This is a genomic window from Microbacterium sp. M28 (genome assembly GCF_025836995.1).
Classification (GTDB): domain Bacteria; phylum Actinomycetota; class Actinomycetes; order Actinomycetales; family Microbacteriaceae; genus Microbacterium.
The window spans coordinates 1,470,020-1,491,009 of sequence record NZ_CP107546.1 but is presented as its reverse complement, the minus strand read 5'-3'; the positions used below and the strand labels follow the sequence as shown (position 1 = coordinate 1,491,009).

Here is a 20,990-nt window from a genome sequence, read left to right as displayed (position 1 = left end):
ACGACCAGACTACGACCGGGTGGAGCAGCGGCCGGCCACCCGAGCGGCTACTTCGTCCCGACGACCGGGATCGCCTGGGTCTTCCACTCCTCGAAGCCCTTGTCGCCGGCCATGAACTCGTTCACCTCGGCAGTGCTGGCCCGGAGCTTCGGATCATTCGCGAGGTACTTCTTGGTCTCGCGGGCGATGAGACCGGACAGCACGAGGAGACCGATGAGGTTCGGCAGCGCCATCAGGCCGTTCATGACGTCCGAGAACGCCCAGACGACGCCGAGTTGGACCGTGCATCCGATGAACACCACGAGGGAGAACACGACACGGAAGGGCATCACGGCCTTGCGCCCCAGGAGGCGTTCGATGCAGCGCTCGCCGTAATACGACCAGCCGAGGATCGTCGACCCGGCGAACATCACGAGGCCGATCGTGACGATGTAGTGCCCCCATTCGCCCGGAAGCCCGTGCGAGAAAGCCTCGCCGGTCATCAGCGCCGGGCTGATCGGCTCCCCGGTCTCGGGGTCGGTCATGTTCCACACGCCTGTGGTGATGATCACGAGCCCCGTGCAGGTGACCACGATGATCGTGTCGATGAACGTCTGCGTCATGGAGACCAGGCCCTGCCGCACCGGGTGACTGGTCTTCGCGGCGGCGGCCGCGATGGCCGCCGAGCCCATGCCCGACTCGTTCGAGAAGATGCCGCGGGCCACGCCGAACTGGACGGCGATGATGATCGCGGATCCGGCGAATCCGCCGATCGGCGCGGTCCCCGTGAACGCGTCGGTGAAGATCTGCGCGAAGGCCGCGGGGACGTCCGCGATGTTCGCGATGAGGATGTAGAGGGCACCCAGCACGTAGAAGATGATCATGATCGGCACGAGTCCGGCGGTCACACGACCGATCGACTTGATGCCGCCGACCAGGACCACCATCGCGAAGGCCGTGAGCACGAGGCCGGTGACCCAGGTCGGCACATGGAAGCTGTTCTCCATGTTCGAGGCGATCGAGTTGCCCTGCGTCATGTTGCCGATGCCGAACGACGCGATCACCGCGGCGATCGCGAAGAACAGCGCGAGGAACTTGCCGAACCGATTCGGGATCCCGCGTTCGAGGTAGTACTGCGGTCCACCGGACTTCTCACCGGCGGCATCCGTCTTGCGGAACCGGACACCGAGGAAGGCCTCGGAGTACTTGGACGCCATCCCCAGCAGTCCCGTGATCCACATCCAGAACAGGGCGCCCGGCCCGCCGATGCCGATGGCGGTCGCCACCCCGACGATGTTGCCGGTGCCCACCGTCGCCGCCAGGGCGGTCGTCAGCGCCTGGAACTGGGAGATGTCACCGTCCGAATCGGGGTCCTTGCGGGTGAACAGCCCGAGGCGCAGTGCCGATCCGAGCTTCAGGAACTGGAGTCCGCCCAGGCGGATGGTGAGGTACAGGCCTGTGCCCAGCAGCAGCGGGATGAGGACGAACGGCCCCCAGATGATCCCGCTGAGCCAGGAGAGGAATCCTTCGACTCCGGTGAGGTCCATGGAAGCTCCTATCGTGCGTCGGTGCACGAAATAGTCGCACAGCGAACGCTCAGGGTCGAGCACGACCTGCCGTCGTGTCGACAATCAGGCCTGGCAGGAGGGGCACCAGTAAAGCTTGCGTGCGCCGATCTCCTCCAGGGCGATCTCGGTGCCGCAGATCCGACACGGCAGCCCCGCGCGGTGATAGACCCAGTGCCGGTCATCACGACTCGCCATCGCCGCGCGGTACCGCTCCGGCGACAGGTCGTCCATGGTCATCATCTGACCGGTCTCGACGCCGATCGCCAGCAGCCGCACCCAATCCCGCCACAGTTCGCGGGCCCGTTCCTCCGGAACGTCGCGGCCCGGCGTATGCGGGTTCAGCCGGGCCCGGAACAGCATCTCCGCCCGGTACACGTTGCCGATGCCGCTGACGACGCTCTGATCCATGAGCAGCAGCGCGATCGCGGTCGACTTCTTCCGCACCGCGCGGACGAACCGCTCCTCCCCCTCGTCCGGGTCGCCGACGAGCGGGTCAGGACCGAGCTTCGCGACGGTGGCGAGCATCTCCTCCGGTGTCTGCAGCACGCATGCGGTCGGCCCTCGGAGGTCGGCGCACGTGATGTCCGTCAGGAGTCGCAGCCGCACCTGACCCACCACGGGCGGCGGCCACTCGGTCGCGTCGTCGTCGGCGAGACCTCTGGTCTGCTCGGACATCCGCACGTGCACGCGGGCTCGGCGGGGTGCACCGATCGAGGACAGCGAGTTCTCCCCCGCATCGTCCAGGATCGCGTCGTCCTGCGCCGCTTCGCCCAGGTCCGTGCCCCGCTGATTCGTCTGCCCCATCCGACCGTTGGCCGACGCGATCGTCGGATCCACGAGGATCTCCCCGGCGAAGTCCCATGCCCCGTACAGGCCGAGGTGCACCCGCAGCCAGACGTCCCCCTCGGTCTCGAGGAACATCTGCTTCCCCACAGCCTGCACACTGACGGCCTCGCGCCCGTCGAGGACGGCCGCGCCCTCGGCGAAGCGCCCCTGCGGGCTCGAAGCCGCGAGCGGCTTTCCCACGAAGTTCCGAGCGAACTGACGCGCGATCCGGTGGACGGAATGCCCCTCGGGCATGTCAGCCCCTCGGGTCCGGAAGCAGCGACCCGTCGCGCTCGTAGTCCGCGATCTGTCCGATGCGGCGCACGTGCCGCTCGTCGTTCGAGAACGGCGTCGCGATGAAGCGGTCGATGAAGCTCACGACCTCGTCGAACGTGTGCTGACGCGCTCCGATCGAGATCACGTTCGCATCGTTGTGCTCCCGCGCGAGCTCGGCGGTCGACAGGTTCCACACCAGCGCGGCCCGGACGCCCTCGACCTTGTTCGCGGCGATCTGCTCGCCGTTGCCCGAACCGCCGAAGACCACACCGAGCGCCTCGATGCCGGCGCGCTGGTCGCTCACGACCGCCTGCGCCGCACGGATGCAGAAGGCCGGGTAGTCATCCAGCGCGTCGTACTCGACGGGTCCGTGGTCGACGACCTCGTGACCGGCGCCGCGGAGGTGGTCCTGGAGCTGCGTGGAGAAGTCGAGACCCGCGTGATCGGTGGCGATGTGGATGCGCATGGTTCCCATCCTATTGACGGCGCGGGGGCGCGAAGCGAGCGCGTTACGGCACGAGACCCGCGGCGGCGGGCTTGAAGCCGGCGCGGATGTTCTCGCAGCATCCGGGGCGGCAGACGTCGTACCAGGGACCGAGCTCTGTGACGTGCGCGCGATCGGTCGCGGCGCGTCCCTCGAGGCGTTCCTGGACGAGGTCGACGATGCCGGCGACGAACGCGGGCGAGACACCGGGCGTCGGGGTCCGGACGAACGCGAGTCCGGCTTCCTCCGCGGCCTCCGCCGCTTCGGTGTCGAGATCCCACAGGACCTCCATGTGGTCGCTCATGAATCCCAGCGGCACCACGATGACAGCGGCCTTGCCGCGTCCCGGCAGCTCGCCGATCACGTCGCACACGTCCGGCTCCAGCCACGGCTGCGTCGGCGGGCCGGAACGCGACTGATAGACGAGTTCCCAGTCCACGACGCCGGCGGCGGGCAGATCGGCCTTGATGCGGTCCATCACCCAGGCGCCGACGGCCTCGTGCTGCGCCGCGTACGCACCGCCCTCACCCCAGTCGACGTCCCTCGGCCCCGAACGCCGTGCGTCGTCCGTCGGCACGCTGTGGGTCGAGAAAAGGACCTGGATGCCGTCGGCTGCGACGCCGTCGGCGATGAATGCCTCGATCGCCGAGCGCACGCCGACGAGGAATGCGTCGACGAAACCGGGGTGGTCGAAGAACGGACGGATCTTGTCGATCGTCACCGTCTCCCCCAAGCCGGTGTCCTCGAGCACCCGCGCGAAGTCCTCGCGGTACTGCCGGCAACTGGAGAACGAGCTGTAGGCGCTGGTCGCGAACGCGAGCAGCGAGGTGTCGCCCGCCGACGCGGCATCCCGAACCGCGTCCTCCAGATACGGCGTCCAGTTCCGGTTGCCCCAGTACACGGGCAGATCGATCCCTCGCCGGTCCAGTTCCGCTTCCAGAGCCGCCTTGAGAGCCCTGTTCTGCGCGTTGATCGGACTGACGCCGCCGAAGTGACGGTAGTGATGCGCGACCTCTTCGAGACGCTCGTCGGGGATGCCACGGCCGCGCGTGACGTTCCGGAGGAACGGGATGACGTCGTCCTGACCCTCTGGACCGCCGAATCCTGCGAGCAGGATGCCGTCGTACGCGCCGGGCGCCTCGACGAAGGGGGCACCACCGGCCGCAGCGGGCGAAGCGAAGGGAACAGGGCAAGAGTCGTTCGCAGTCACCTCTCCATCCTTGCACCTCGGACCGTTCGCCTCGCCCGTCTCCTGGCGTAGGCTGTCATGGTTGCCGTCGGCGCCAGCAGCGTCGTGGAGCGGTCGCACCCCCCTGACCCCCTGGGAGAACAGCTGTGCCTGGAGAGAACCTCACCCGTATCGAAGCGCAGGAGCGTCGCGCCCTGATCGACACGCAGTCGTATCAGGTCTCGTTGGACCTGACGAAGGGCGAGGAGGTGTTCGGATCGCGCAGCGTGGTGCGATTCACCGCCCAGCCCGGCAGCTACACCTTCATCGATCTGATCGCACGCGAGGTGCGCGAGATCTCACTGAACGGTGAGCAGCTCGACCCGAGCGAGGTCTTCGCCGACTCCCGGATCGCCCTGGCCGATCTCCAGACAGAGAACGTACTCGTCGTCGACGCGGACTGCGAGTACACCAACACCGGCGAGGGACTGCACCGCTTCGTCGACCCCGTCGACGGCGAGGTCTACCTCTACTCCCAGTTCGAGGTCCCGGACTCGCGTCGCGTGTTCGCCGTCTTCGAGCAGCCCGACCTCAAGGCGACGTTCCAGTTCACGGTGACGGCCCCGGCCGCGTGGAAGGTCGTCTCGAACTCGCCGACCCCCGAGCCGATCGTCCACGACGACAAGGGCACCGCCACCTGGGGCTTCGAACCCACTCCGCGGATCTCCTCCTACATCACCGCACTGGTCGCCGGCCCCTACGAGGCGACGTTCTCGGAGCTGACCAGCGCATCCGGTCGCGTCATCCCGCTCGGCGTCTACGGACGCAAGAGCCTGTGGCAGCACCTGGACGCGGACTACATCTTCGAAAAGACCCGCCAGGGCTTCGAGTACTTCGAGTCGAAGTTCGGTGTCCCGTACCCGTTCGCGAAGTACGACCAGCTCTTCGTCCCCGAGTTCAACGCGGGTGCGATGGAGAACGCGGGCGCTGTGACGTTCACGGAGACGTACGTCTTCCGCAGCAAGGTGACGGATGCCGTGAAGGAGCGTCGTGTCGTCACGATCCTGCACGAGCTCGCGCACATGTGGTTCGGCGACCTCGTCACCATGAAGTGGTGGAACGACCTGTGGCTGAACGAGTCCTTCGCCGAGTGGGCGTCGACGATCGCCACGGCCGAGGCGACCGAGTGGACCGAGGCGTGGACGACGTTCAACGCTATGGAGAAGACCTGGGCGTACCGCCAGGACCAGCTTCCCTCGACGCACCCGATCGTCGCCGAGATCAACGACCTCGAGGACGTCCAGGTCAACTTCGACGGCATCACGTACGCCAAGGGCGGATCCGTCCTCAAGCAGCTCGCCGCGTGGGTGGGCATCGAGGCGTTCTTCGCCGGCGTCTCCCAGTACTTCCAGAAGCACTCCTGGGGCAACACCGAGCTGAGCGACCTGCTCACCGAACTGGAGGCCACGAGCGGGCGCGAGCTCAGCACGTGGTCCAAGAAGTGGCTCGAGACGGCCGGCGTCAACACGCTCGCGCCGATCGTCGAGGAGGACGTCGACGGCCGCATCAGCCGTTTCGCCGTCACGCAGACCGCACCGGCCGACTACCCGACGATCCGCCCGCATCGACTGGGCATCGGGTTCTACGACCTCGCGGGCGGCTCCCTCACCCGGACGCATTACGTCGAGATCGACGTCGACGGCGACCGCACCGAGGTCCCCGAGCTCAAGGGCATCAAGCGGCCGGATCTCGTGCTGCTCAACGACGACGACCTCGCCTACGCGAAGATCCGACTCGATGACCGATCGCTCGCCACGGCGGTCGCGCACCTCGCCGACATCGCGGACCCGCTCGCGCGTTCGCTGGTCTGGGGCGCCGCGTGGGACCAGACCCGCGACGCCGAGAGCGCGGCATCCGACTACATCGACCTGGTCCTGGGCAACATCGGCCGCGAGACCGAATCGACGACCGTCCGCACCACGCTCGCGCAGCTGCGCACCGCCGCGACCCTGTACGTCGCACCCGCCGACCGGGCCGCGGCCCGTCAGAAGGTCGCGGACGGCCTGTGGGAGCTCGCGCAGAACGCGGAGGGCGGCAGCGACAGCCAGCTGCAGTTCGTGACCGCGTTCGCCGGCAACCTCGTCACGGGCGAGCACGCCGGCATCGTCGGCCGCCTGCGGTCCGGCGAGGAGACGCTGCCCGGACTCGAGATCGACACTGACCTGTCCTGGCAGCTGCTCGTGGGCCTCGCGACGATCGGTGCGACGGATGCCGCATCGATCGATGCCGCACTCGCCGCCGACAACACGTCCAAGGGCGCCGAGTTCGCCGCGCAGGCACGTGCGGCACTGCCGACCGTCGCCGACAAGAAGATCGCGTGGGCGTCGCTCGTCGAGAAGGACGACGCCCCGAACACGATCGTCCGCTCCGCCGCGCTCGGCTTCGTGCACCCCGCAGGTGTCGAGGTGCTCGGCGAGTTCGTCCCCGCCTACTTCGACATGCTGCTGCCGATCTGGGAGTCGCGGACGTACCAGATCGCGAACTACCTGATCGTCGGGCTCTACCCGACCGCTCTCGCCAGCCGCGAGCTGCGCGACGCGACGCGCGCGTGGCTGTCGGACAACGCGGACGCCGCACCCGCGCTTCGTCGACTCGTCAACGAGAACCTCGCCGACGTCGAGCGCTCGCTCGCCGCTCAGAGCCGCGACGAGGAGCGCTGAGCGCGACCTGCTCCCTTCGGGCCTCTGCATCGCTGATCCAGCTGATGCAGAGGCCCGATCGATAGGATCGGGTGGTGCCTCTGCTTCCTCTCGAAACCCCGACGGAACCGGTCTCCGATGCCTGGAACGCCTTCCTCGCGTTCCTGATGCCGATCGGCGAGAAGGCGCTGGGCGTCGGCATCATCGTGGTCGTCGCGCTGCTGATCGGCCTCGCGCTGCGCTTCGTCGTGCACCGGGTCGTCAGCCGCATCGTCGACAGCGCCAAGTCCAAGGCGAACGTCGACGACACGCAGGCCCTCGAACGATCGCCCCTGGCCGACATGCGGCTCGTGCAGCGCACGCGCACACTGGGTTCCATCCTGCAGAACATCATCAACGTGGCCGTGACGATCATCGCCCTTCTGATGATCGTCTCCGTCATCTCGCCTGACCTCATCGGCTCCCTGACCCTGCTCACCGCCGCCCTCGGCGCCGGCCTCGGTTTCGGCGCGCAGAACATCGTCAAGGACGTCCTGAACGGTCTGTTCATCGTTGCCGAGGACCAGATCGGAATCGGCGACGTCGTCGACCTGGGCCTCGCATCCGGTGTCGTCGAGTACGTCAGCGTGCGCATCACTCAGGTGCGCGACGTCAACGGCACGCTCTGGTACGTCCGCAACGGGGAGGTCACGCGCATCGGGAACATGTCGCAGGGCTGGGCTCGGGCGATCATCGACCTCGGCGTCGCACCGGATGCCGATCTCGAGGCCGTCGAGAAGGCGATGCTGGAGACGGCTCAGACGCTCTCCAAGGACCCGAAGTGGCGCACCCGGATCGTGGAGCGCCCGGAGATCTGGGGCCTCGAGTCGATCACCGGCGATGCTCTCGTCGTCCGCGTCGTCATCAAGACCCGCGCGAACGCGAAGGACGACGTCGCCCAGGAGCTGCGGGCACGCCTCAAGAAGAGTCTCGACGCGCTCGAGATCGGGGTGCCCAGCATGATGACGGTCACTCCGACCGGTCTCGACGGCGCACGACGCGTCCGCGGAGCCAACCCGCCCCGCACCCGCCCGAATGCGGTGACGGGCGTTCCTCCGGTGGCCGAGCGCGGGATCTGGCGACGCAAGAAGTCCGGCGGGTCCGACGGCGACTCCGGCTCAGGAAGCGAGAAGAAGTGACATTCTACGACGAGGTCGGCGGTATGCCGACGTTCGAGAAGCTGGTGAACACGTTCTATCGTGAGGTGGCGCTGGACCCCGTGCTGAAGCCGATGTATCCCGAGGAGGATCTCGGTCCTGCGGCCGAGCGCCTGACGCTCTTCCTCGCGCAGTACTGGGGCGGGCCGACGACCTACGGCGACACCCGAGGGCATCCGCGCCTGCGCATGCGGCACGTCGCGTTCCACGTCGACCCGGACGCCAGGGACCGTTGGCTGCGCTGCATGCGGATCGCCGTGGACGAGGCGCAGTTGTCGCCGCTGCACGAATCCACCCTCTGGGACTACCTGGAGCGCGCGGCTTATGCCATGGTGAACACATTCGAGCCGTCCGGCATCGGTGCCACCCCGGCCGGACGACCGACGCTCGAGACCCGCAGTCAGGATTCGACGGAGAACTGATGACCACCACGCCCCTGTCCGCTGATGTCCTGGTGATCGGATGGGGGCTGGCAGGCCTGGTCGCAGCCTCCGAGGCCGCGGCGTCCGGGAGACGCGTCATCCTCGTCGATCAGGAGCCGCTCTCGAACCTGGGCGGGCAGGCCTGGTGGTCGTTCGGCGGGCTGTTCTTCGTCGACTCCCCCGAACAGCGCCGCATGGGGATCAAGGACTCCCTCGAGCTCGCCACGCAGGACTGGCTCGGCACTGCCGGTTTCGATCGGCCAGAGGATGCCTGGCCGAGGAGATGGGCCGAGGCGTATCTGGAGTTCGCCGCGGGCGAGAAGCGCGCCTGGCTGCGGGAGAAGGGCGTGGGGTTCTTCCCCGTGGTCGGCTGGGCGGAGCGCGGCGGCTACGGTGCGCTGGGGCCGGGGAACTCGGTCCCCCGCTTCCACATCACCTGGGGCACCGGTCCCGGGATCGTCGAGCCCTTCGCGGCCGCCGTCCACACCGCTGCGGATGCCGGAACGCTGACGATCCTCCCTCGTCACCGCGTGACCGAACTGGTGCTCTCGAACGGAACCGTCACCGGCGCGCGAGGCGATGTCCTCGCGAGCACCTCGGAGCCGCGGGGCGTGGCGAGCAGTCGGGAGGTCGTCGGGGAGTTCGAGATCGCGGCCGGCGCCACCGTCGTCTCCTCCGGCGGCATCGGCGGCAATCACGACCTCGTGCGCGCGTCCTGGCCCGAGCGCCTCGGGACCGCACCGGCTCATATGCTCTCGGGGGTGCCCGCCTACGTGGACGGCTCGATGCACGCGGTCTCCGCGGCGGCAGGTGCGCACCTGATCAACGGCGACCGGATGTGGCACTACGTCGAGGGGATCACGAACTGGGATCCGGTCTGGCCCGGTCACGGCATCCGGATCCTCCCCGGACCGTCGTCGCTGTGGCTCGATGCGACGGGCAAGCGGCTCCCCGTTCCGCTGTTCCCCGGATTCGACACACTCGGCACCCTCGCGCATCTGCGAGCGACCGGACACGACCATTCCTGGTTCATCACGACCCGGCAGATCGTGGAGAAGGAGTTCGCGCTGTCCGGCAGCGAGCAGAACCCGGATCTGACCGGAAAGGACGTGCCCCTGCTGCTGAAGTCGCGGCTCGCCAAGGGGCCGACCGGACCCGTGCAGGCGTTCCTCGACGAAGGCGAGGACTTCATCGTCGAGAACGATCTCGACACCCTGCTCGATCAGCTGCGCCTGGCGCCGGACGGCGATCTGCTGGATATCGAGCACGTCCGCCGTGAGATCGTCGCGCGCGACCGCGAGATCGACAACGACTTCACCAAGGACGCGCAGATCGGCATGCTGCGCTCGATGCGCTCGTACCGCGGAGACAAGCTGATCCGCACCGCTACTCCGCACCGGCTGCAGGATCTCGCGGCCGGCCCTCTGATCGCGGTCAAGCTGCACGTGCTGACACGAAAGTCGCTCGGCGGCATCCAGACCGATCTGGACGGGCGAGCGCTCGACGCCGCTGGGTCACCGATTCCCGGCCTGTATGCGGCGGGCGAGGCGAGCGGCTTCGGCGGAGGCGGCGTCCACGGCTACCGCGCGCTGGAGGGCACGTTCCTCGGCGGATGCCTGTTCTCGGGACGCCAGGCCGGCCGCGCCGCCGGGCGATCCGTCTAACCGGCCGTACCGGTTCCGCGGACAGGCGTCAGCCCCGTGGCGACCGGCCCGCGGGACAGGACATGCCCGCGCTGGAACGCGATGCGCGTCCAGCGGCCGGAGCGCATCACAGGGATCTCCTCCTGCCCGGAGATGAAGCCGAGCGCGTCGGCCGCGAACGCCATGCCGCGAGGCAGGTCGCCGAGGTCGGGGTCCGGTTCGCCCCAGATCGCCGCTCGCAGTGCGCGGACCGCCTCTTCGCCGCCCCCGGGGGTCGTGCCGTGGGCGACAGCGCTGATGCCCCACTGCGCACGCTGGGCGATGCCGGATGCCGTGAGAGACGTCTCGCGCTGCCAGTCGCCGCGGGGCGGAGCGATACCCGCCCAGGACGGCGACAGCGCGGTTTCGGGCAGTTCCAGCATCCGGTCGTCCTCGGTGGCCGCGAGAGAGGTCACCACCAGATCGCACTCGAGTTCGGGGTCTGCATTGACGATCCGCATGGCGAGGATCGTCGGGGTCTGATCGAACAGCCCGTGCGGAGCGAGAACGGCTGTCGTGAGCGCGAGGACGCCGCCGCGGGCCTGCAGCCGGACGCCCTCATCGGAGATGCGCGTGGCGCGGCCCACGAAGGTCAGGACGTCTCTGGCGGTTTCGGGATCGGCGAGCACGAGGCGGGGAGGCACGCGCTCTAGACTACCGAGGTGCGGCGCCGGGCCGCGGGAAGGACCGTCATGAGCGAAGACGCCCACGCCGAGGCATCCGTGGATCTGCTGCTGGACGTGCTCGATCTGGACGAGAGTTCAGCGCGCACGACCGAGGACATCTTCACCGGTCGCTCCCACGCCATGCCGACCGGGCGCATCTACGGCGGTCAGGTGCTCGCTCAGTCGCTGATCGCGGCCGAGCGGACCATGCCGCCGGAGCGGGCCGTCCACTCGATGCACGGATACTTCCTGCGCCCGGGGGATGCTTCGCAGGGACTGACGATCGCGGTGGATCGTATCCACGACGGCCGCTCGTTCTCGACGCGACGTTCTCAGGCGTACCAGAACGGTGTGCCGATCTTCTCCATGATCGCGTCGTTCCAGGACGAGAGCCCCGGTGTCGAGCACGCCGTGCCCATGCCGGGCGGCATCCCCGAACCCGAGGACCTCGCACCCGATGAGGAACTGGTCGCAGGGGTGCATCCGCTGTCGATGCGGATGCTGCGCGACCGCCCAGCGGACGTGCGCCATGTCGAGGGCCCGATCTACCTCACGGTGGAGGGCGAGCGGCGACCGCATCAGGCCGTGTGGATGCGCATCCGCTCGCAGATGCCGGATGACGAACGCCTGCACCGCGCGGCTCTGGCGTACCTCAGCGACATGACCATCCAGGAGTCGATCCTGCGCGCGCACGGAGTGTCCTGGGCGCTCAGGGGGCTCAAGGTGGCGAGCCTCGACCACGCGATGTGGTGGCACCGGCCGGCGAGGGCGGACCAGTGGCTGCTCTACGTCCAGGAGTCGCCGAACGCCCGCGGCGGACGCGGACTGGCCTCCGGACGGATCTACACGCGCGAGGCCGTCCTCGTGGCGAGCGTCGCGCAGGAGATCATGATCCGCGTCCCTGACGAGGCCTCCGAAGACTGACCGGCGCGGCGAGCGTCAGCGGTGCGCGTAGACGATCGACTCGCCGATGTACGGTTCCCACGCGGTGCGCATCTCCGGACTGATGCGCGTCGGGCGTCCCGTCTTCGCATCGACCAGCACGATCACCGCCGTGGAGCGCGCGTAGATCACGCGCTCCACGGATGCCGGGTCGTTGTGCACCTCGTAGCAGACCTCGACGCTGGATCCGCCCAGCTTGCCGAACCACATCTGCACCTCGAGCGGATGCCGCTGATACGGCACCGGCGCGAGGTACTCGATCTCCTGCCGCGCGATGAGCGTGAGCACGCCCTGTTCGATGCCGGAGTCCAACACCGCCGTGCTCGGCGCCTGCTCCCCCGGCGCCGGCTTCCAGAAGGCGCGTACGCGCGCCTCCTCGAGCAGTTTCAGCATCGAGGTGTTGTTGACGTGGTTGAACGCGTCGAGATCGCCCCACCGAAGGTGGATGGGGATGTGCAGCCTAGTCACGCGTGAGCTTGCGGTGCGTGGTGCGGTGCGGACGAGCCGCATCCGGCCCGAGGCGCTCGATCTTGTTCGCTTCGTAGGCCTCGAAGTTGCCCTCGAACCAGTACCACTTCGCCGGGTTCTCGTCCGTGCCCTCGTACGCGAGGATGTGCGTGGCGATGCGGTCGAGGAACCACCGGTCGTGCGTGATGACTACGGCGCAACCGGGGAACTCGAGCAGCGCGTTCTCGAGCGAGCTCAGCGTCTCGACGTCGAGGTCGTTGGTGGGCTCGTCGAGCAGCAGCAGGTTGCCGCCCTCCTTGAGCGTGAGCGCGAGGTTCAGGCGGTTGCGCTCACCGCCGGACAGCACGCCGGCCTTCTTCTGCTGGTCCGGACCCTTGAAGCCGAACTTCGACACGTACGCGCGGGACGGGATCTCGGTCTTGCCGACCGTGATGATGTCCAGGCCGTCGGAGACAACTTCCCACAGCGTCTTGTTCGGGTCGATGCTCGCGCGGGACTGGTCGACGTAGCTGATCTTGACCGTCTCGCCGATCTTGAGGTCGCCGCCGTCGAGCGGTTCGAGGCCGACGATCGTCTTGAACAGCGTGGTCTTGCCGACGCCGTTGGGACCGATCACGCCGACGATGCCGTTCGGCGGCAGGCTGAAGCTGAGTCCGTCGATGAGGACGCGATCGCCGAAGCCCTTCTGGAGCTTCTTGGCCTCGATCACGACGCTGCCCAGTCGCGGACCGGCCGGGATCTGGATCTCCTCGAAGTCGAGCTTCCTGGTGCGCTCCGCCTCGGTGGCCATCTCCTCGTATCGGGCCAGACGCGCCTTCGACTTCGTCTGACGGCCCTTGGCGCTGGAGCGGACCCACTCGAGCTCCTCCTTGAGGCGCTTGGCGAGCTTCGCGTCCTTCTTGCCCTGGATCTCGAGGCGTTCGCCCTTCTTCTCGAGGTACGTGGAGTAGTTGCCCTCATAGCCGATCAGACGGCCACGGTCGACCTCGGCGATCCACTCGGCGACATGGTCGAGGAAGTACCGGTCGTGGGTGATCGCGATGACAGCGCCCTTGTAGGCCTGCAGGTGCTGCTCGAGCCAGAGCACGCTCTCGGCGTCGAGGTGGTTGGTGGGCTCGTCCAGCAGGAGGAGATCGGGCTTCTGCAGCAGCAGCTTCGCCAACGCGACGCGGCGACGCTCACCACCGGAGAGCGGTGCGATCTCGGCATCCGCCGGCGGGGTGCGCAGCGCGTCCATGGCCTGCTCGAGCTGCGAGTCGAGGTCCCAGCCGTCCGCGGCGTCGATCTCTTCCTGCAGCGTACCCATCTCGGCGAGGAGCGAGTCGAAATCGGCATCCGGGTCGGCCATCTGCGCCGAGATCTCGTTGAAGCGGTCGACCTTCGCCTTGATCGCGATGCCGTCCTGGATGTTCTCGAGCACCGTCTTGGACTCGTCGAGCTCCGGCTCCTGCATGAGGATGCCGACCGAGAATCCGGGGCTGAGCTTGGCCTCGCCGTTGGACGGAGTGTCGAGGCCGGCCATGATCTTGAGGATCGTGGACTTTCCGGCGCCGTTCGGGCCGACCATACCGATCTTCGCGCCGGGGAGGAACGCCATGGTGACGTCATCGAGGATGAGCTTGTCGCCCACCGCCTTGCGTGCACGGACCATCGAGTAGATGTACTCTGCCACGGAAAACCGCTCCTTCTGTTGGCGTCGTGAATCGACACTCCAGCCTACCGGCTGCGTGCTGTGCGGTTCTCGGTCACCAGTCGATGGGCCGCGTCGCCCCGATCAGGCAGCGCCCTTCCGCGAGCTGGTCCGTCACGGTCGTCACGGGGTCCCCCGTCGACGGGCCGACCTGACCGACCAGACACTCGGTCTCTCCCCATCGCACCGAGAACTGGAGGCTCTCGACCGGATTGCCGACGGTCGTCTCATCCGCGGTGACCTGCATGGCTGCCTTGTCGAACCCGGCAGCGACGAGAGCGTCGATGTAGGCCCGCCCCTGCGCGCGCTGGTCGGAGGCCCATACCTGGGCGATGACCGAGGCGAACAGCGGCAGATTGTCCGCCGCCGTGCCGTCCGGGACGAGCGCCGGTGCCCACGGCTCGGTCGCGCCCGGCGTGGGGACGGTCGAAGCCGACGCCGAAGGCGGCGGGGGCTGCGTCGGCTCCGGGGAGCACGCAGCGAGCGAGAGCACGAGAACCGCGGCCGCGGCAGACGCGAACGTTCGAGCGGCAGGAGCGGCGGGTCGGCGAAGCACGGTTCGAGTCTAGGTGCGCGCATCGCCGACCCCGCGAACACGTCACGCAGCGGTGTGGGTCGGCTCGAGCCCCCAAGCCGGATCGACCACCTCCGCCTCGCCGTCACGATCGGCGTCCTCGTCGAGATCGGACTCGGATGCCGGGTCCCGCTCGGCGGGAACGGAGTCGACGGCGTCCGAACTCGACGTCCGTGCGGCCGGCGGCCGGTTGCGGACGAAGGCGCTCGTCCCCCAGCGCAGGTCGTGACCGATCGCCTCGGCATCGATGTCGAGGCTCGTACCGCGGGCCGTGCCGTTGTCCCAGTCCCGAACCCGGAGTCGGCCCGTCACGATGACCGGATGCCCCTTCTGCAGCGACGCGCGCGCCTGGACGGCGAGCTGTCGGTAGGCCGAGACGTTGTACCAGTTGGTCCCGGTGTCGATCCACGTCTGCGTCTTCGCGTCGTAGCGGCTCTGGCTGCTGCCCACCCGGAAGTTCACGACGGGGACTCCGCCCGCCGTCGTGTTGCCGCCAGGGTCGTTCCCGATGAATCCCATGATCGTGATGGTGTCGTTCATCGTCTTCTCCTCATGATCCCGGGTCGCGCCCGGCTGACGAACAGCGTGCCCGGTACCGCCGAACCCTGCGTCGTGGACGCCGCGGCCTCGACGACACCGGTGGATAACCGGCCTCATCAGCGCATCCGTGCAGAGCGGTGCGCCCGGCTTCACCGTGCGCCGGCCGGAACCGATGTCGGTGGTCGGTCATATGTTCGATGGCGAAAGGAGATACCGATGCACACTCACACGATCGCCGCTCTTCCCGACATCCCCTACGCCACCCCGAAGCTGTCGTCCAGCCGCGAGAACCTCATCCGAGCAGGCGATCACCTGTGGCGCGTGCAGGATCGGTCCGGGCGGATCCTGGGCCATCTTCGCATCGTCGCCGAACCACTGGGCTTGCGATACCGCGCCGAGCGTCTTCACCTCGCTTCCGGATCTTTCCGGCTCATCGGCGAGTTCTGGACTGCCGACGAGGCCGTCCAGACGCTGCGCTATCTGAGGTGACGCGTCCGATGGCGACTGACGCTGCGCGCGTGCGCGAATTGCAGGCGCGACACAGATTCCGCAACTTCGTACGGCTGATGGACTATCTGGCTACCCATCCCTGTACGGACTGCGGCGAACCCGATCCTGTCGTGCTCGATTTCGATCACCTGCCGGATTCGGAGAAGCGGTTCGAGATCGGGCGCGCCGTGAACGCATCGACTCGGTCCTGGGCATTGATCCTTCAGGAGATCGAGAAGTGCGAAGTGGTCTGCGCGAATTGCCACCGTCGGCGAGGTGCCCGACGCGCGAACCATCTCAAGTTCCGGCTCGCTGAAGGCTCTCCCTTGACCGCCCCCGCCATCACGACGGATGATCGACGACCCCGCGTCCCCCATGGCGGCGGCGCCAAGGGTCGGCACGGGTGCCCGTGCGACGCCTGCCGCTCACGACGGCGGTCCTACTCACGAGAATGGCGCGCGGCTCGAGCGGCCCGCGGCGAGACTGACCGCGATGTCGGTATTCTTGGACAAGACCCTCAGTAGCTCAGCGGAAGAGCATCGATCTTCTAAGTCGCCGGTCGCAGGTTCGAATCCTGCCTGAGGGGCCGATGTCCGTGCGCTCATTAGGATGCCTGTATGGCAACTGCGTCTGAGAACGATCGACTCGTCTGGATCGACTGCGAGATGACGGGACTCGATCTCCAGATCGACGAGCTCGTCGAGATCGCCGTCGTCATCACCGATTTCGAGCTGAAGCCGCTCGATCCGGGCTTCCAGATCGTGATCAGACCCAGCGATGCCGCGATGGCGAACATGAACGACTTCGTCACGAACATGCACCGCTCTTCCGGCCTGATCGACGAGATCCCGGCAGGTGTGAGCCTGGAAGACGCCGAGGCTCAGACCCTGGCCTACATCAAGCGTTTCGTCCCCCTGGAGCGCAAGGCTCCCCTCGCCGGAAACACCATCGGCACGGACCGCATGTTCCTCGCCAAATACATGCCGCAGATCGACCAGTGGCTGCACTACCGCAATGTCGACGTGTCCAGCATCAAGGAGCTGTCCCGGCGCTGGTACCCGCGCGTGTTCTTCCAGGCTCCGGCGAAGGACGGCGGGCACCGTGCGCTCGCCGACATCCTCGAGTCGATCCGTGAGCTGCGCTACTACCGCGAGGCAGTGTTCGTCGACGAGCCCGGCCCCTCGAGCGACGAGGCGCGCGAGATCGCCAGCGCGACGGTGTCGACGTTCGCCGAGGACATCTGACGCAGGTGTCATCGGCATGCTCAGACGTGTATTAGAATCGTCTGGTTGCCTGCTGACAGCGGGCGCATGGTGGCTATAGCTCAGTTGGTAGAGCACCGCGTTGTGGTCGCGGGGGTCGCGGGTTCGAGCCCCGTTAGCCACCCCAACAGCGAGGTGTTCGCAGCCGTTCCGCCCGGCCGCGAGCACCTCGCTCTGTCCCTCCCTCCTCGATAGGATCGTCAGTATCCGTCGAGATGAGGAGTGCCCCGTGAAAGCCGTCCGTTTCACCGCCTGGAAGACGTTCCCGACCATCGAGGACGTGCCGCGTCCGGCCCCCGGTCCCGGCGAGGTCCTGCTCAAGATCGCAGGTGCCGGCGCCTGCCACTCCGACGTCGCCGTGTTCGAGCAGTTCGACCAGAGCATGGGCGAGCAGCTGGCGCCGAGCTACACCCTGGGGCACGAGAACTCCGGGTGGATCGAGGAGCTCGGCGAAGGCGTCACCGGACTCGCGGTCGGCGATGCGTTCCTGTCCTACGGACCGATCGGCTGCGGCCATTGTCCGGCATGCTCGCGCGGGCAGGACACCTACTGCTACAACGCGGCCACCCAGCCGTACCTGGCCACCGGGCTGGGCCGGGACGGCGGCATGGCCGAATACATGACGGTCCCGGCACGCAACCTCGTGCCGCTCGGGGATGCCGACCCGGTCGTCGCGGCGCCGCTGTCGGACGCCGGGCTCACGCCGTACCACGCGATCAAGCTCGCGCTTCCGAAGCTGCAGGGCGGCGGGAAGTCCGCCCTGGTGATCGGCCTCGGCGGACTCGGCCAGATCGCGGTGCAGATCCTCACGGCGATCACCGGTGCGACCGTCTACGCGACCGACACCAAGCCCGAGGCGATCGCCGCGGCGGAGGAGTCCGGCGCGGTCGGGATGGCGGGAGGCGAAGGGCAGGCCGAGCGGATCCGTGAGGCCACCGGTGGCCAGGGCGTCGATGCCGTGTTCGACTTCGTCGGCATCACGCCGACCATCAAGCTCGCCCAACAGGTCATCGCGCGTCGTGGACGCATCACCGTCGTCGGCGTCGCCGGTGGACCCGTCGACTGGAACTTCTACGCGAATCCCTACGAGGCCGAGCTCACCAACACCTACTGGGGCACGATCGAGGAGCTGTTCGAGGTCGTCGCGCTGTACCGCGCCGGCAAGATCATCCCGCAGGTGAAGACGTACTCGATGGATGATGCGCTGCAGGCCTACCACGACCTGCACGATGGGAAGCTCAGCGGACGCGCGGTCGTCACTCCGCACGCGTGAGCGCGCGGTGAGCGCCCCGGTTCGTTCGCATCCGGGCGCTCACCGTAGAATCACCTGGTGTCACTGACCGTCTGGCTCTCTCTGCTCGCAGCGTCGGTGGTCATCAGCTTCACGCCGGGCGCGGGCGCCATCAACACGATGTCCAATGCCCTGAACGAGGGCTGGCGACGGGCTGTCTGGGGCGTGATCGGTCAGCAGCTCGCACTGATCGTGCACGTCGTGATCGTCGCTGCCGGTGTCGGTCTGCTCGTCGCTCGCTCCCCGCTTCTGTTCGACGTCGTCCGCTATGCCGGTGCCGCGTATCTGGTCTTCCTCGGCATCCGGATGATGCTGGCCAAGCCCGCCGCCGAAGACGACATCGAGACCCTGCGCCTGCCGGAGAGCCGACTGTCCATGGTGCGCCGAGGATTCTGGGTGAACCTGCTGAATCCGAAGGCGATCGTGTTCTTCCTTGCGTTCATCCCCCAGTTCATCCGACTCGACCAGCCCGCGCTCCCCCAGTACCTCATCCTGATCACCACCGTCGTGATCGTCGACGTCGCCGTGATGTGGTTCTTCTTCGCAGCCGCCGCGAAGCCGTTCCGCCGGCTCACCAGGACGCCGCGCGGCCAGCGCACGCTCAACGTCGTCTTCGGCGCCCTCTTCCTCGCGGTCGCCGCGCTGCTCCTGTTCGTGCACTGACTGCGTCCGGTACGACCGTCTGCGCCCTAGGCTGGAAAGCGATGGAAATGGATGCCGCGGCCTTCGAACAGCTCGTCGTCGACGAGCTGGACTTGCTGCCCGACGACATGGTCGACGGGCTCGACAACGTCGTCTTCGTCGTGGAGGACCGTCCTGAGGACGGCAGCCTCGATCTCCTCGGCCTCTACGACGGGCTCGCCCTGACCGAGCGGGGCCAGTACGGACTCGGCGAACTGCCCGACCGCATCATCGTTTACCGCGAGCCGCACCTGGAACAGTGCGACACCGAGGATGAACTGCGCGACGAGATCCACACGACACTGGTCCACGAGATCGCGCATTTCTACGGCATCGACGACGTCCAGCTGCACGAACTGGGGTGGGCATGAGCAGCCCGATCTCCACCCCCTCCGTCGACGAGCGCCTGGGTCTGTCCGCCGCGCCGCTGGAACCTTGGCAGGTCGTGGTGTGGAATGATCCGGTGAACCTGATGAGCTATGTCGTGCGCGTCTTCCGGACGTACTTCGGCTATTCCCTCGACCGCGCCACGCAGCTGATGCTCGCCGTGCACCACGAAGGTCACGCGATCGTCGCCACCGGTCCGCGGGAGACCATGGAGGTGCACGCTCAGGCCATGCACGATTACGGCCTGTGGGCCACCGTCCGGAAGGCCCCGCAATGACATCGCCCGCCGTCCGACTCGAACTCGCGACGATCGAGGGAGTCCATCTCGCCCATCTTCTGGACGAGTTCCAGGAGATGCTGAGCGCGGATGCTGCCGAGAACGCCGGGGATCCGGCGATCGCACGGCTCGCCCCCGACGCCTATCCCGAAGACACCGAAGCCTCACGCGCCTTCGCGGACGCGACGCATGACGATCTGCTCGATCGCCGACTCGCAGAGGCCGCCGTCGTGCGCGCCGCGCTGACGGGCTTCGACGCGGACCAGGACGTGCTCGACGAGCAGCAGGCGCTCACCGGGCTCGAGATCCGGATTCCGGATGCCGAGGTCGACGCGTGGCTGCGCACGCTCACCGCACTGCGCCTCGTCCTCGCCTCACGCCTGGGCATCTCGGTCGAGGACGACCTGGACGAGGACGATCCACGGCGCGGCGTGTACGACTGGCTGGGTTATCGGCTCGAAGGCCTGATCCAGTCCGCCGACGAACTCGGCTGACCGGCGCGGACCGCGGTCACGGGATCCGCACCCGCACCGTCGCGAGCCCGCGCGGATCATCGCGGTCCAGATGGCGCTGTTCCTGAGCGGCCCACCGATCCCAGTGCGGCCGGAACGCATCGCCATCGCGCTGAAGCGCCCGGCTCTTGCGCGCGGCATCCGGAGACTCGACCCAGACCAGTACATCCGCGATCGGCGCCGTCTGCGGCGTGATCGCGCCGCACCCCTCGAGGATCACGCCGAGCGCTGGATCCACGGCATGGCTCTCGGCATCCGCGCCCTGTGCCCAATCCCATCGGTGCCAGATTCCGATGCGGCCCCGCCCATGGGGGCGCAGGATGCCGTCGAGGGCGCGCTCGATGCCGGCATCCAGACCGTCCCAGCCCGGGTAGAGAGAATCCATCGCGATCGACTGCGGGCGTCCTGCCAGCGGCCATCGTTCGGCCAAGAGCCGTGCCAGCGTCGTCTTGCCTGCGCCGCTGCGACCGTCGATCAGCACCACCGGGTTCGCGGCGGACACACCGGCGATCGCGTCGACGACCCGTGAAGCGGCGATGTCGAGAGCTGCAGCGACCGGATCCTGGTTACTTCTTGAGTGCACGGATGACACGCGCGAGCGCACGTCCCGCGACCCAGACGAAGGGGATCGCGACGACGATCAGCGGGATGAGGTTCGGCTCGAACCGCAGGCCCTCCTCCCGGCGCACGTAGACGCCGAGCGGGATCGCCACGCCGCATCCACCGCCGCCTTCGCCCGCCTCCGCCGTGCCGGCTCCGAAGGTCGTCACGGTCAGGGCGACGGGCGTGAGGCTCGCGCCGTCGACATCCTGCGGCTCGCCGTACGCGCTCTTCACGCCGAAGTCGGCTGCCTGCTTCCCAAGTTCCACTGCGATGTTCGGCATGCGTCCACGCTAGCCCACTCCGGTACGGG

General features: G+C 67.8%; 23 protein-coding genes and 2 tRNA genes. 14 read left to right on the top strand and 11 right to left on the bottom strand.

The genetic code is table 11. The features are described 5' to 3' along the window. Nucleotides 1-47: 47 nt before the first annotated feature. The 4 genes from OED01_RS07385 to OED01_RS07370 form a co-directional block, all read right to left on the bottom strand. Nucleotides 48-1,526 carry an alanine/glycine:cation symporter family protein gene (locus OED01_RS07385; protein WP_264157724.1) on the bottom strand — a complete coding sequence of 493 codons (1,479 nt, stop codon included), beginning with the start codon at nucleotides 1,524-1,526 and terminating at the stop codon, nucleotides 48-50. A gap of 84 nt (nucleotides 1,527-1,610) precedes the next feature. Further along, on the bottom strand, nucleotides 1,611-2,627 hold the full coding sequence (locus OED01_RS07380; protein WP_264157723.1) for an Fpg/Nei family DNA glycosylase: 1,017 nt from the start codon (nucleotides 2,625-2,627) through the stop codon (nucleotides 1,611-1,613). Nucleotide 2,628: 1 nt separating this feature from the next. Then, complete coding sequence (locus OED01_RS07375; protein ID WP_264157722.1) at nucleotides 2,629-3,114, bottom strand: ribose-5-phosphate isomerase; 486 nt, start codon at nucleotides 3,112-3,114, stop codon at nucleotides 2,629-2,631. A 43-nt stretch (nucleotides 3,115-3,157) separates the two neighbouring features. Continuing rightward, nucleotides 3,158-4,342 carry a ferrochelatase gene (locus tag OED01_RS07370; RefSeq protein ID WP_264157721.1) on the bottom strand — a complete coding sequence of 395 codons (1,185 nt, stop codon included), beginning with the start codon at nucleotides 4,340-4,342 and terminating at the stop codon, nucleotides 3,158-3,160. 125 nt (nucleotides 4,343-4,467) lie between these two features. Here OED01_RS07370 and pepN point away from each other — a divergent pair, with 125 nt between their 5' ends. From pepN to OED01_RS07350, 4 genes are all read left to right on the top strand, one after another. After that, complete coding sequence (gene pepN / locus OED01_RS07365; RefSeq protein ID WP_264157720.1) at nucleotides 4,468-7,020, top strand: aminopeptidase N; 2,553 nt, start codon at nucleotides 4,468-4,470, stop codon at nucleotides 7,018-7,020. Nucleotides 7,021-7,094: 74 nt separating this feature from the next. After that, nucleotides 7,095-8,177, top strand: a complete 1,083-nt coding sequence (locus OED01_RS07360; protein ID WP_413231618.1) for a mechanosensitive ion channel family protein — start codon at nucleotides 7,095-7,097, stop codon at nucleotides 8,175-8,177. After that, nucleotides 8,174-8,617, top strand: coding sequence for a globin (locus OED01_RS07355; RefSeq protein WP_264157719.1), 444 nt, complete (start codon nucleotides 8,174-8,176; stop codon nucleotides 8,615-8,617). The genes OED01_RS07360 and OED01_RS07355 overlap by 4 nt, the downstream gene beginning before the upstream one ends. Continuing rightward, complete coding sequence (locus OED01_RS07350; protein WP_264157718.1) at nucleotides 8,617-10,281, top strand: FAD-binding dehydrogenase; 1,665 nt, start codon at nucleotides 8,617-8,619, stop codon at nucleotides 10,279-10,281. Before OED01_RS07355 ends, OED01_RS07350 begins: the two co-directional genes overlap by 1 nt. Here OED01_RS07350 and OED01_RS07345 read toward each other — a convergent pair. Beyond that, complete coding sequence (locus tag OED01_RS07345) at nucleotides 10,278-10,943, bottom strand: hypothetical protein (RefSeq protein ID WP_264157717.1); 666 nt, start codon at nucleotides 10,941-10,943, stop codon at nucleotides 10,278-10,280. The two genes, OED01_RS07350 and OED01_RS07345, sit on opposite strands and share 4 nt — an antisense overlap. A 48-nt stretch (nucleotides 10,944-10,991) precedes the next feature. Between OED01_RS07345 and OED01_RS07340 the strand changes: the two genes are divergently transcribed. Further along, a complete protein-coding gene (locus tag OED01_RS07340) occupies nucleotides 10,992-11,888 on the top strand; it encodes an acyl-CoA thioesterase (RefSeq protein WP_264157716.1) in 897 nt (298 codons plus the stop codon). Between the two features lie 15 nt (nucleotides 11,889-11,903). Here OED01_RS07340 and OED01_RS07335 read toward each other — a convergent pair whose 3' ends face one another. The 4 genes from OED01_RS07335 to OED01_RS07320 all read right to left on the bottom strand — a co-directional run bounded on the left by OED01_RS07335 (nucleotide 11,904) and on the right by OED01_RS07320 (nucleotide 15,178). Next, complete coding sequence (locus OED01_RS07335; protein ID WP_264157715.1) at nucleotides 11,904-12,416, bottom strand: acyl-CoA thioesterase; 513 nt, start codon at nucleotides 12,414-12,416, stop codon at nucleotides 11,904-11,906. Continuing rightward, on the bottom strand, nucleotides 12,367-14,046 hold the full coding sequence (gene ettA, locus OED01_RS07330) for an energy-dependent translational throttle protein EttA (RefSeq protein WP_264157714.1): 1,680 nt from the start codon (nucleotides 14,044-14,046) through the stop codon (nucleotides 12,367-12,369). Before ettA ends, OED01_RS07335 begins: the two co-directional genes overlap by 50 nt. A 73-nt stretch (nucleotides 14,047-14,119) precedes the next feature. Further along, complete coding sequence (locus tag OED01_RS07325; RefSeq protein ID WP_264157713.1) at nucleotides 14,120-14,620, bottom strand: DUF6993 domain-containing protein; 501 nt, start codon at nucleotides 14,618-14,620, stop codon at nucleotides 14,120-14,122. Nucleotides 14,621-14,662: 42 nt separating this feature from the next. After that, nucleotides 14,663-15,178: a single-stranded DNA-binding protein gene (locus tag OED01_RS07320; protein ID WP_264157712.1), complete on the bottom strand. Its 516-nt coding sequence runs from the start codon at nucleotides 15,176-15,178 to the stop codon at nucleotides 14,663-14,665. 216 nt (nucleotides 15,179-15,394) lie between these two features. Here OED01_RS07320 and OED01_RS07315 point away from each other — a divergent pair, with 216 nt between their 5' ends. From OED01_RS07315 to OED01_RS07275, 9 genes are all read left to right on the top strand, one after another. Then, nucleotides 15,395-15,667 (top strand): hypothetical protein, encoded by a 273-nt coding sequence (locus tag OED01_RS07315; protein ID WP_264157711.1) that lies wholly within the window; start codon nucleotides 15,395-15,397, stop codon nucleotides 15,665-15,667. A gap of 514 nt (nucleotides 15,668-16,181) precedes the next feature. Beyond that, nucleotides 16,182-16,253 (top strand) — tRNA-Arg (locus OED01_RS07310). A gap of 31 nt (nucleotides 16,254-16,284) precedes the next feature. Beyond that, nucleotides 16,285-16,911, top strand: coding sequence for an oligoribonuclease (orn, locus tag OED01_RS07305; protein ID WP_264157710.1), 627 nt, complete (start codon nucleotides 16,285-16,287; stop codon nucleotides 16,909-16,911). Nucleotides 16,912-16,980: 69 nt separating this feature from the next. Further along, nucleotides 16,981-17,056: transfer RNA gene (locus tag OED01_RS07300), tRNA-His, on the top strand. Between the two features lie 102 nt (nucleotides 17,057-17,158). Continuing rightward, nucleotides 17,159-18,202, top strand: a complete 1,044-nt coding sequence (locus tag OED01_RS07295; protein WP_264157709.1) for an NAD(P)-dependent alcohol dehydrogenase — start codon at nucleotides 17,159-17,161, stop codon at nucleotides 18,200-18,202. Between the two features lie 57 nt (nucleotides 18,203-18,259). After that, complete coding sequence (locus OED01_RS07290) at nucleotides 18,260-18,883, top strand: LysE family transporter (protein WP_264157708.1); 624 nt, start codon at nucleotides 18,260-18,262, stop codon at nucleotides 18,881-18,883. Nucleotides 18,884-18,924: 41 nt separating this feature from the next. Beyond that, nucleotides 18,925-19,272, top strand: coding sequence for a metallopeptidase family protein (locus OED01_RS07285; protein WP_264157707.1), 348 nt, complete (start codon nucleotides 18,925-18,927; stop codon nucleotides 19,270-19,272). Continuing rightward, the gene (gene clpS, locus OED01_RS07280; RefSeq protein WP_264157706.1) at nucleotides 19,269-19,565 is read left to right on the top strand and encodes an ATP-dependent Clp protease adapter ClpS; all 297 of its coding nucleotides are present in this window, start codon (nucleotides 19,269-19,271) and stop codon (nucleotides 19,563-19,565) included. Before OED01_RS07285 ends, clpS begins: the two co-directional genes overlap by 4 nt. Continuing rightward, nucleotides 19,562-20,059 (top strand): DUF2017 domain-containing protein, encoded by a 498-nt coding sequence (locus OED01_RS07275; RefSeq protein WP_264157705.1) that lies wholly within the window; start codon nucleotides 19,562-19,564, stop codon nucleotides 20,057-20,059. Before clpS ends, OED01_RS07275 begins: the two co-directional genes overlap by 4 nt. Nucleotides 20,060-20,075: 16 nt before the next feature. Here OED01_RS07275 and OED01_RS07270 read toward each other — a convergent pair whose 3' ends face one another. Together OED01_RS07270 and OED01_RS07265 are read right to left on the bottom strand one after the other, a co-directional pair. Beyond that, the gene (locus OED01_RS07270) at nucleotides 20,076-20,660 is read right to left on the bottom strand and encodes a nucleoside/nucleotide kinase family protein (RefSeq protein ID WP_264157704.1); all 585 of its coding nucleotides are present in this window, start codon (nucleotides 20,658-20,660) and stop codon (nucleotides 20,076-20,078) included. After that, entirely contained in the window at nucleotides 20,644-20,961 is a 318-nt protein-coding gene (locus tag OED01_RS07265; RefSeq protein WP_264157703.1) for a hypothetical protein, read from the bottom strand. The genes OED01_RS07270 and OED01_RS07265 overlap by 17 nt, the downstream gene beginning before the upstream one ends. Nucleotides 20,962-20,990: the final 29 nt, after the last annotated feature.

Excerpts from the sequence above, each read along its gene's own strand:
- OED01_RS07385 (WP_264157724.1), bottom strand. The coding sequence starts at position 1,526 with ATGGACCTCACCGGAGTCGAAGGATTCCTCTCCTGGCTCAGCGGGATC.
- OED01_RS07380 (WP_264157723.1), bottom strand. The coding sequence starts at position 2,627 with ATGCCCGAGGGGCATTCCGTCCACCGGATCGCGCGTCAGTTCGCTCGG.
- OED01_RS07375 (WP_264157722.1), bottom strand. The coding sequence starts at position 3,114 with ATGCGCATCCACATCGCCACCGATCACGCGGGTCTCGACTTCTCCACG.
- OED01_RS07350 (WP_264157718.1), top strand. The coding sequence starts at position 8,617 with ATGACCACCACGCCCCTGTCCGCTGATGTCCTGGTGATCGGATGGGGG.
- OED01_RS07340 (WP_264157716.1), top strand. The coding sequence starts at position 10,992 with ATGAGCGAAGACGCCCACGCCGAGGCATCCGTGGATCTGCTGCTGGAC.
- OED01_RS07335 (WP_264157715.1), bottom strand. The coding sequence starts at position 12,416 with ATGCGGCTCGTCCGCACCGCACCACGCACCGCAAGCTCACGCGTGACT.
- OED01_RS07320 (WP_264157712.1), bottom strand. The coding sequence starts at position 15,178 with ATGAACGACACCATCACGATCATGGGATTCATCGGGAACGACCCTGGC.
- OED01_RS07315 (WP_264157711.1), top strand. The coding sequence starts at position 15,395 with ATGCACACTCACACGATCGCCGCTCTTCCCGACATCCCCTACGCCACC.
- orn (WP_264157710.1), top strand. The coding sequence starts at position 16,285 with ATGGCAACTGCGTCTGAGAACGATCGACTCGTCTGGATCGACTGCGAG.
- OED01_RS07285 (WP_264157707.1), top strand. The coding sequence starts at position 18,925 with ATGGAAATGGATGCCGCGGCCTTCGAACAGCTCGTCGTCGACGAGCTG.
- clpS (WP_264157706.1), top strand. The coding sequence starts at position 19,269 with ATGAGCAGCCCGATCTCCACCCCCTCCGTCGACGAGCGCCTGGGTCTG.
- OED01_RS07275 (WP_264157705.1), top strand. The coding sequence starts at position 19,562 with ATGACATCGCCCGCCGTCCGACTCGAACTCGCGACGATCGAGGGAGTC.
- OED01_RS07265 (WP_264157703.1), bottom strand. The coding sequence starts at position 20,961 with ATGCCGAACATCGCAGTGGAACTTGGGAAGCAGGCAGCCGACTTCGGC.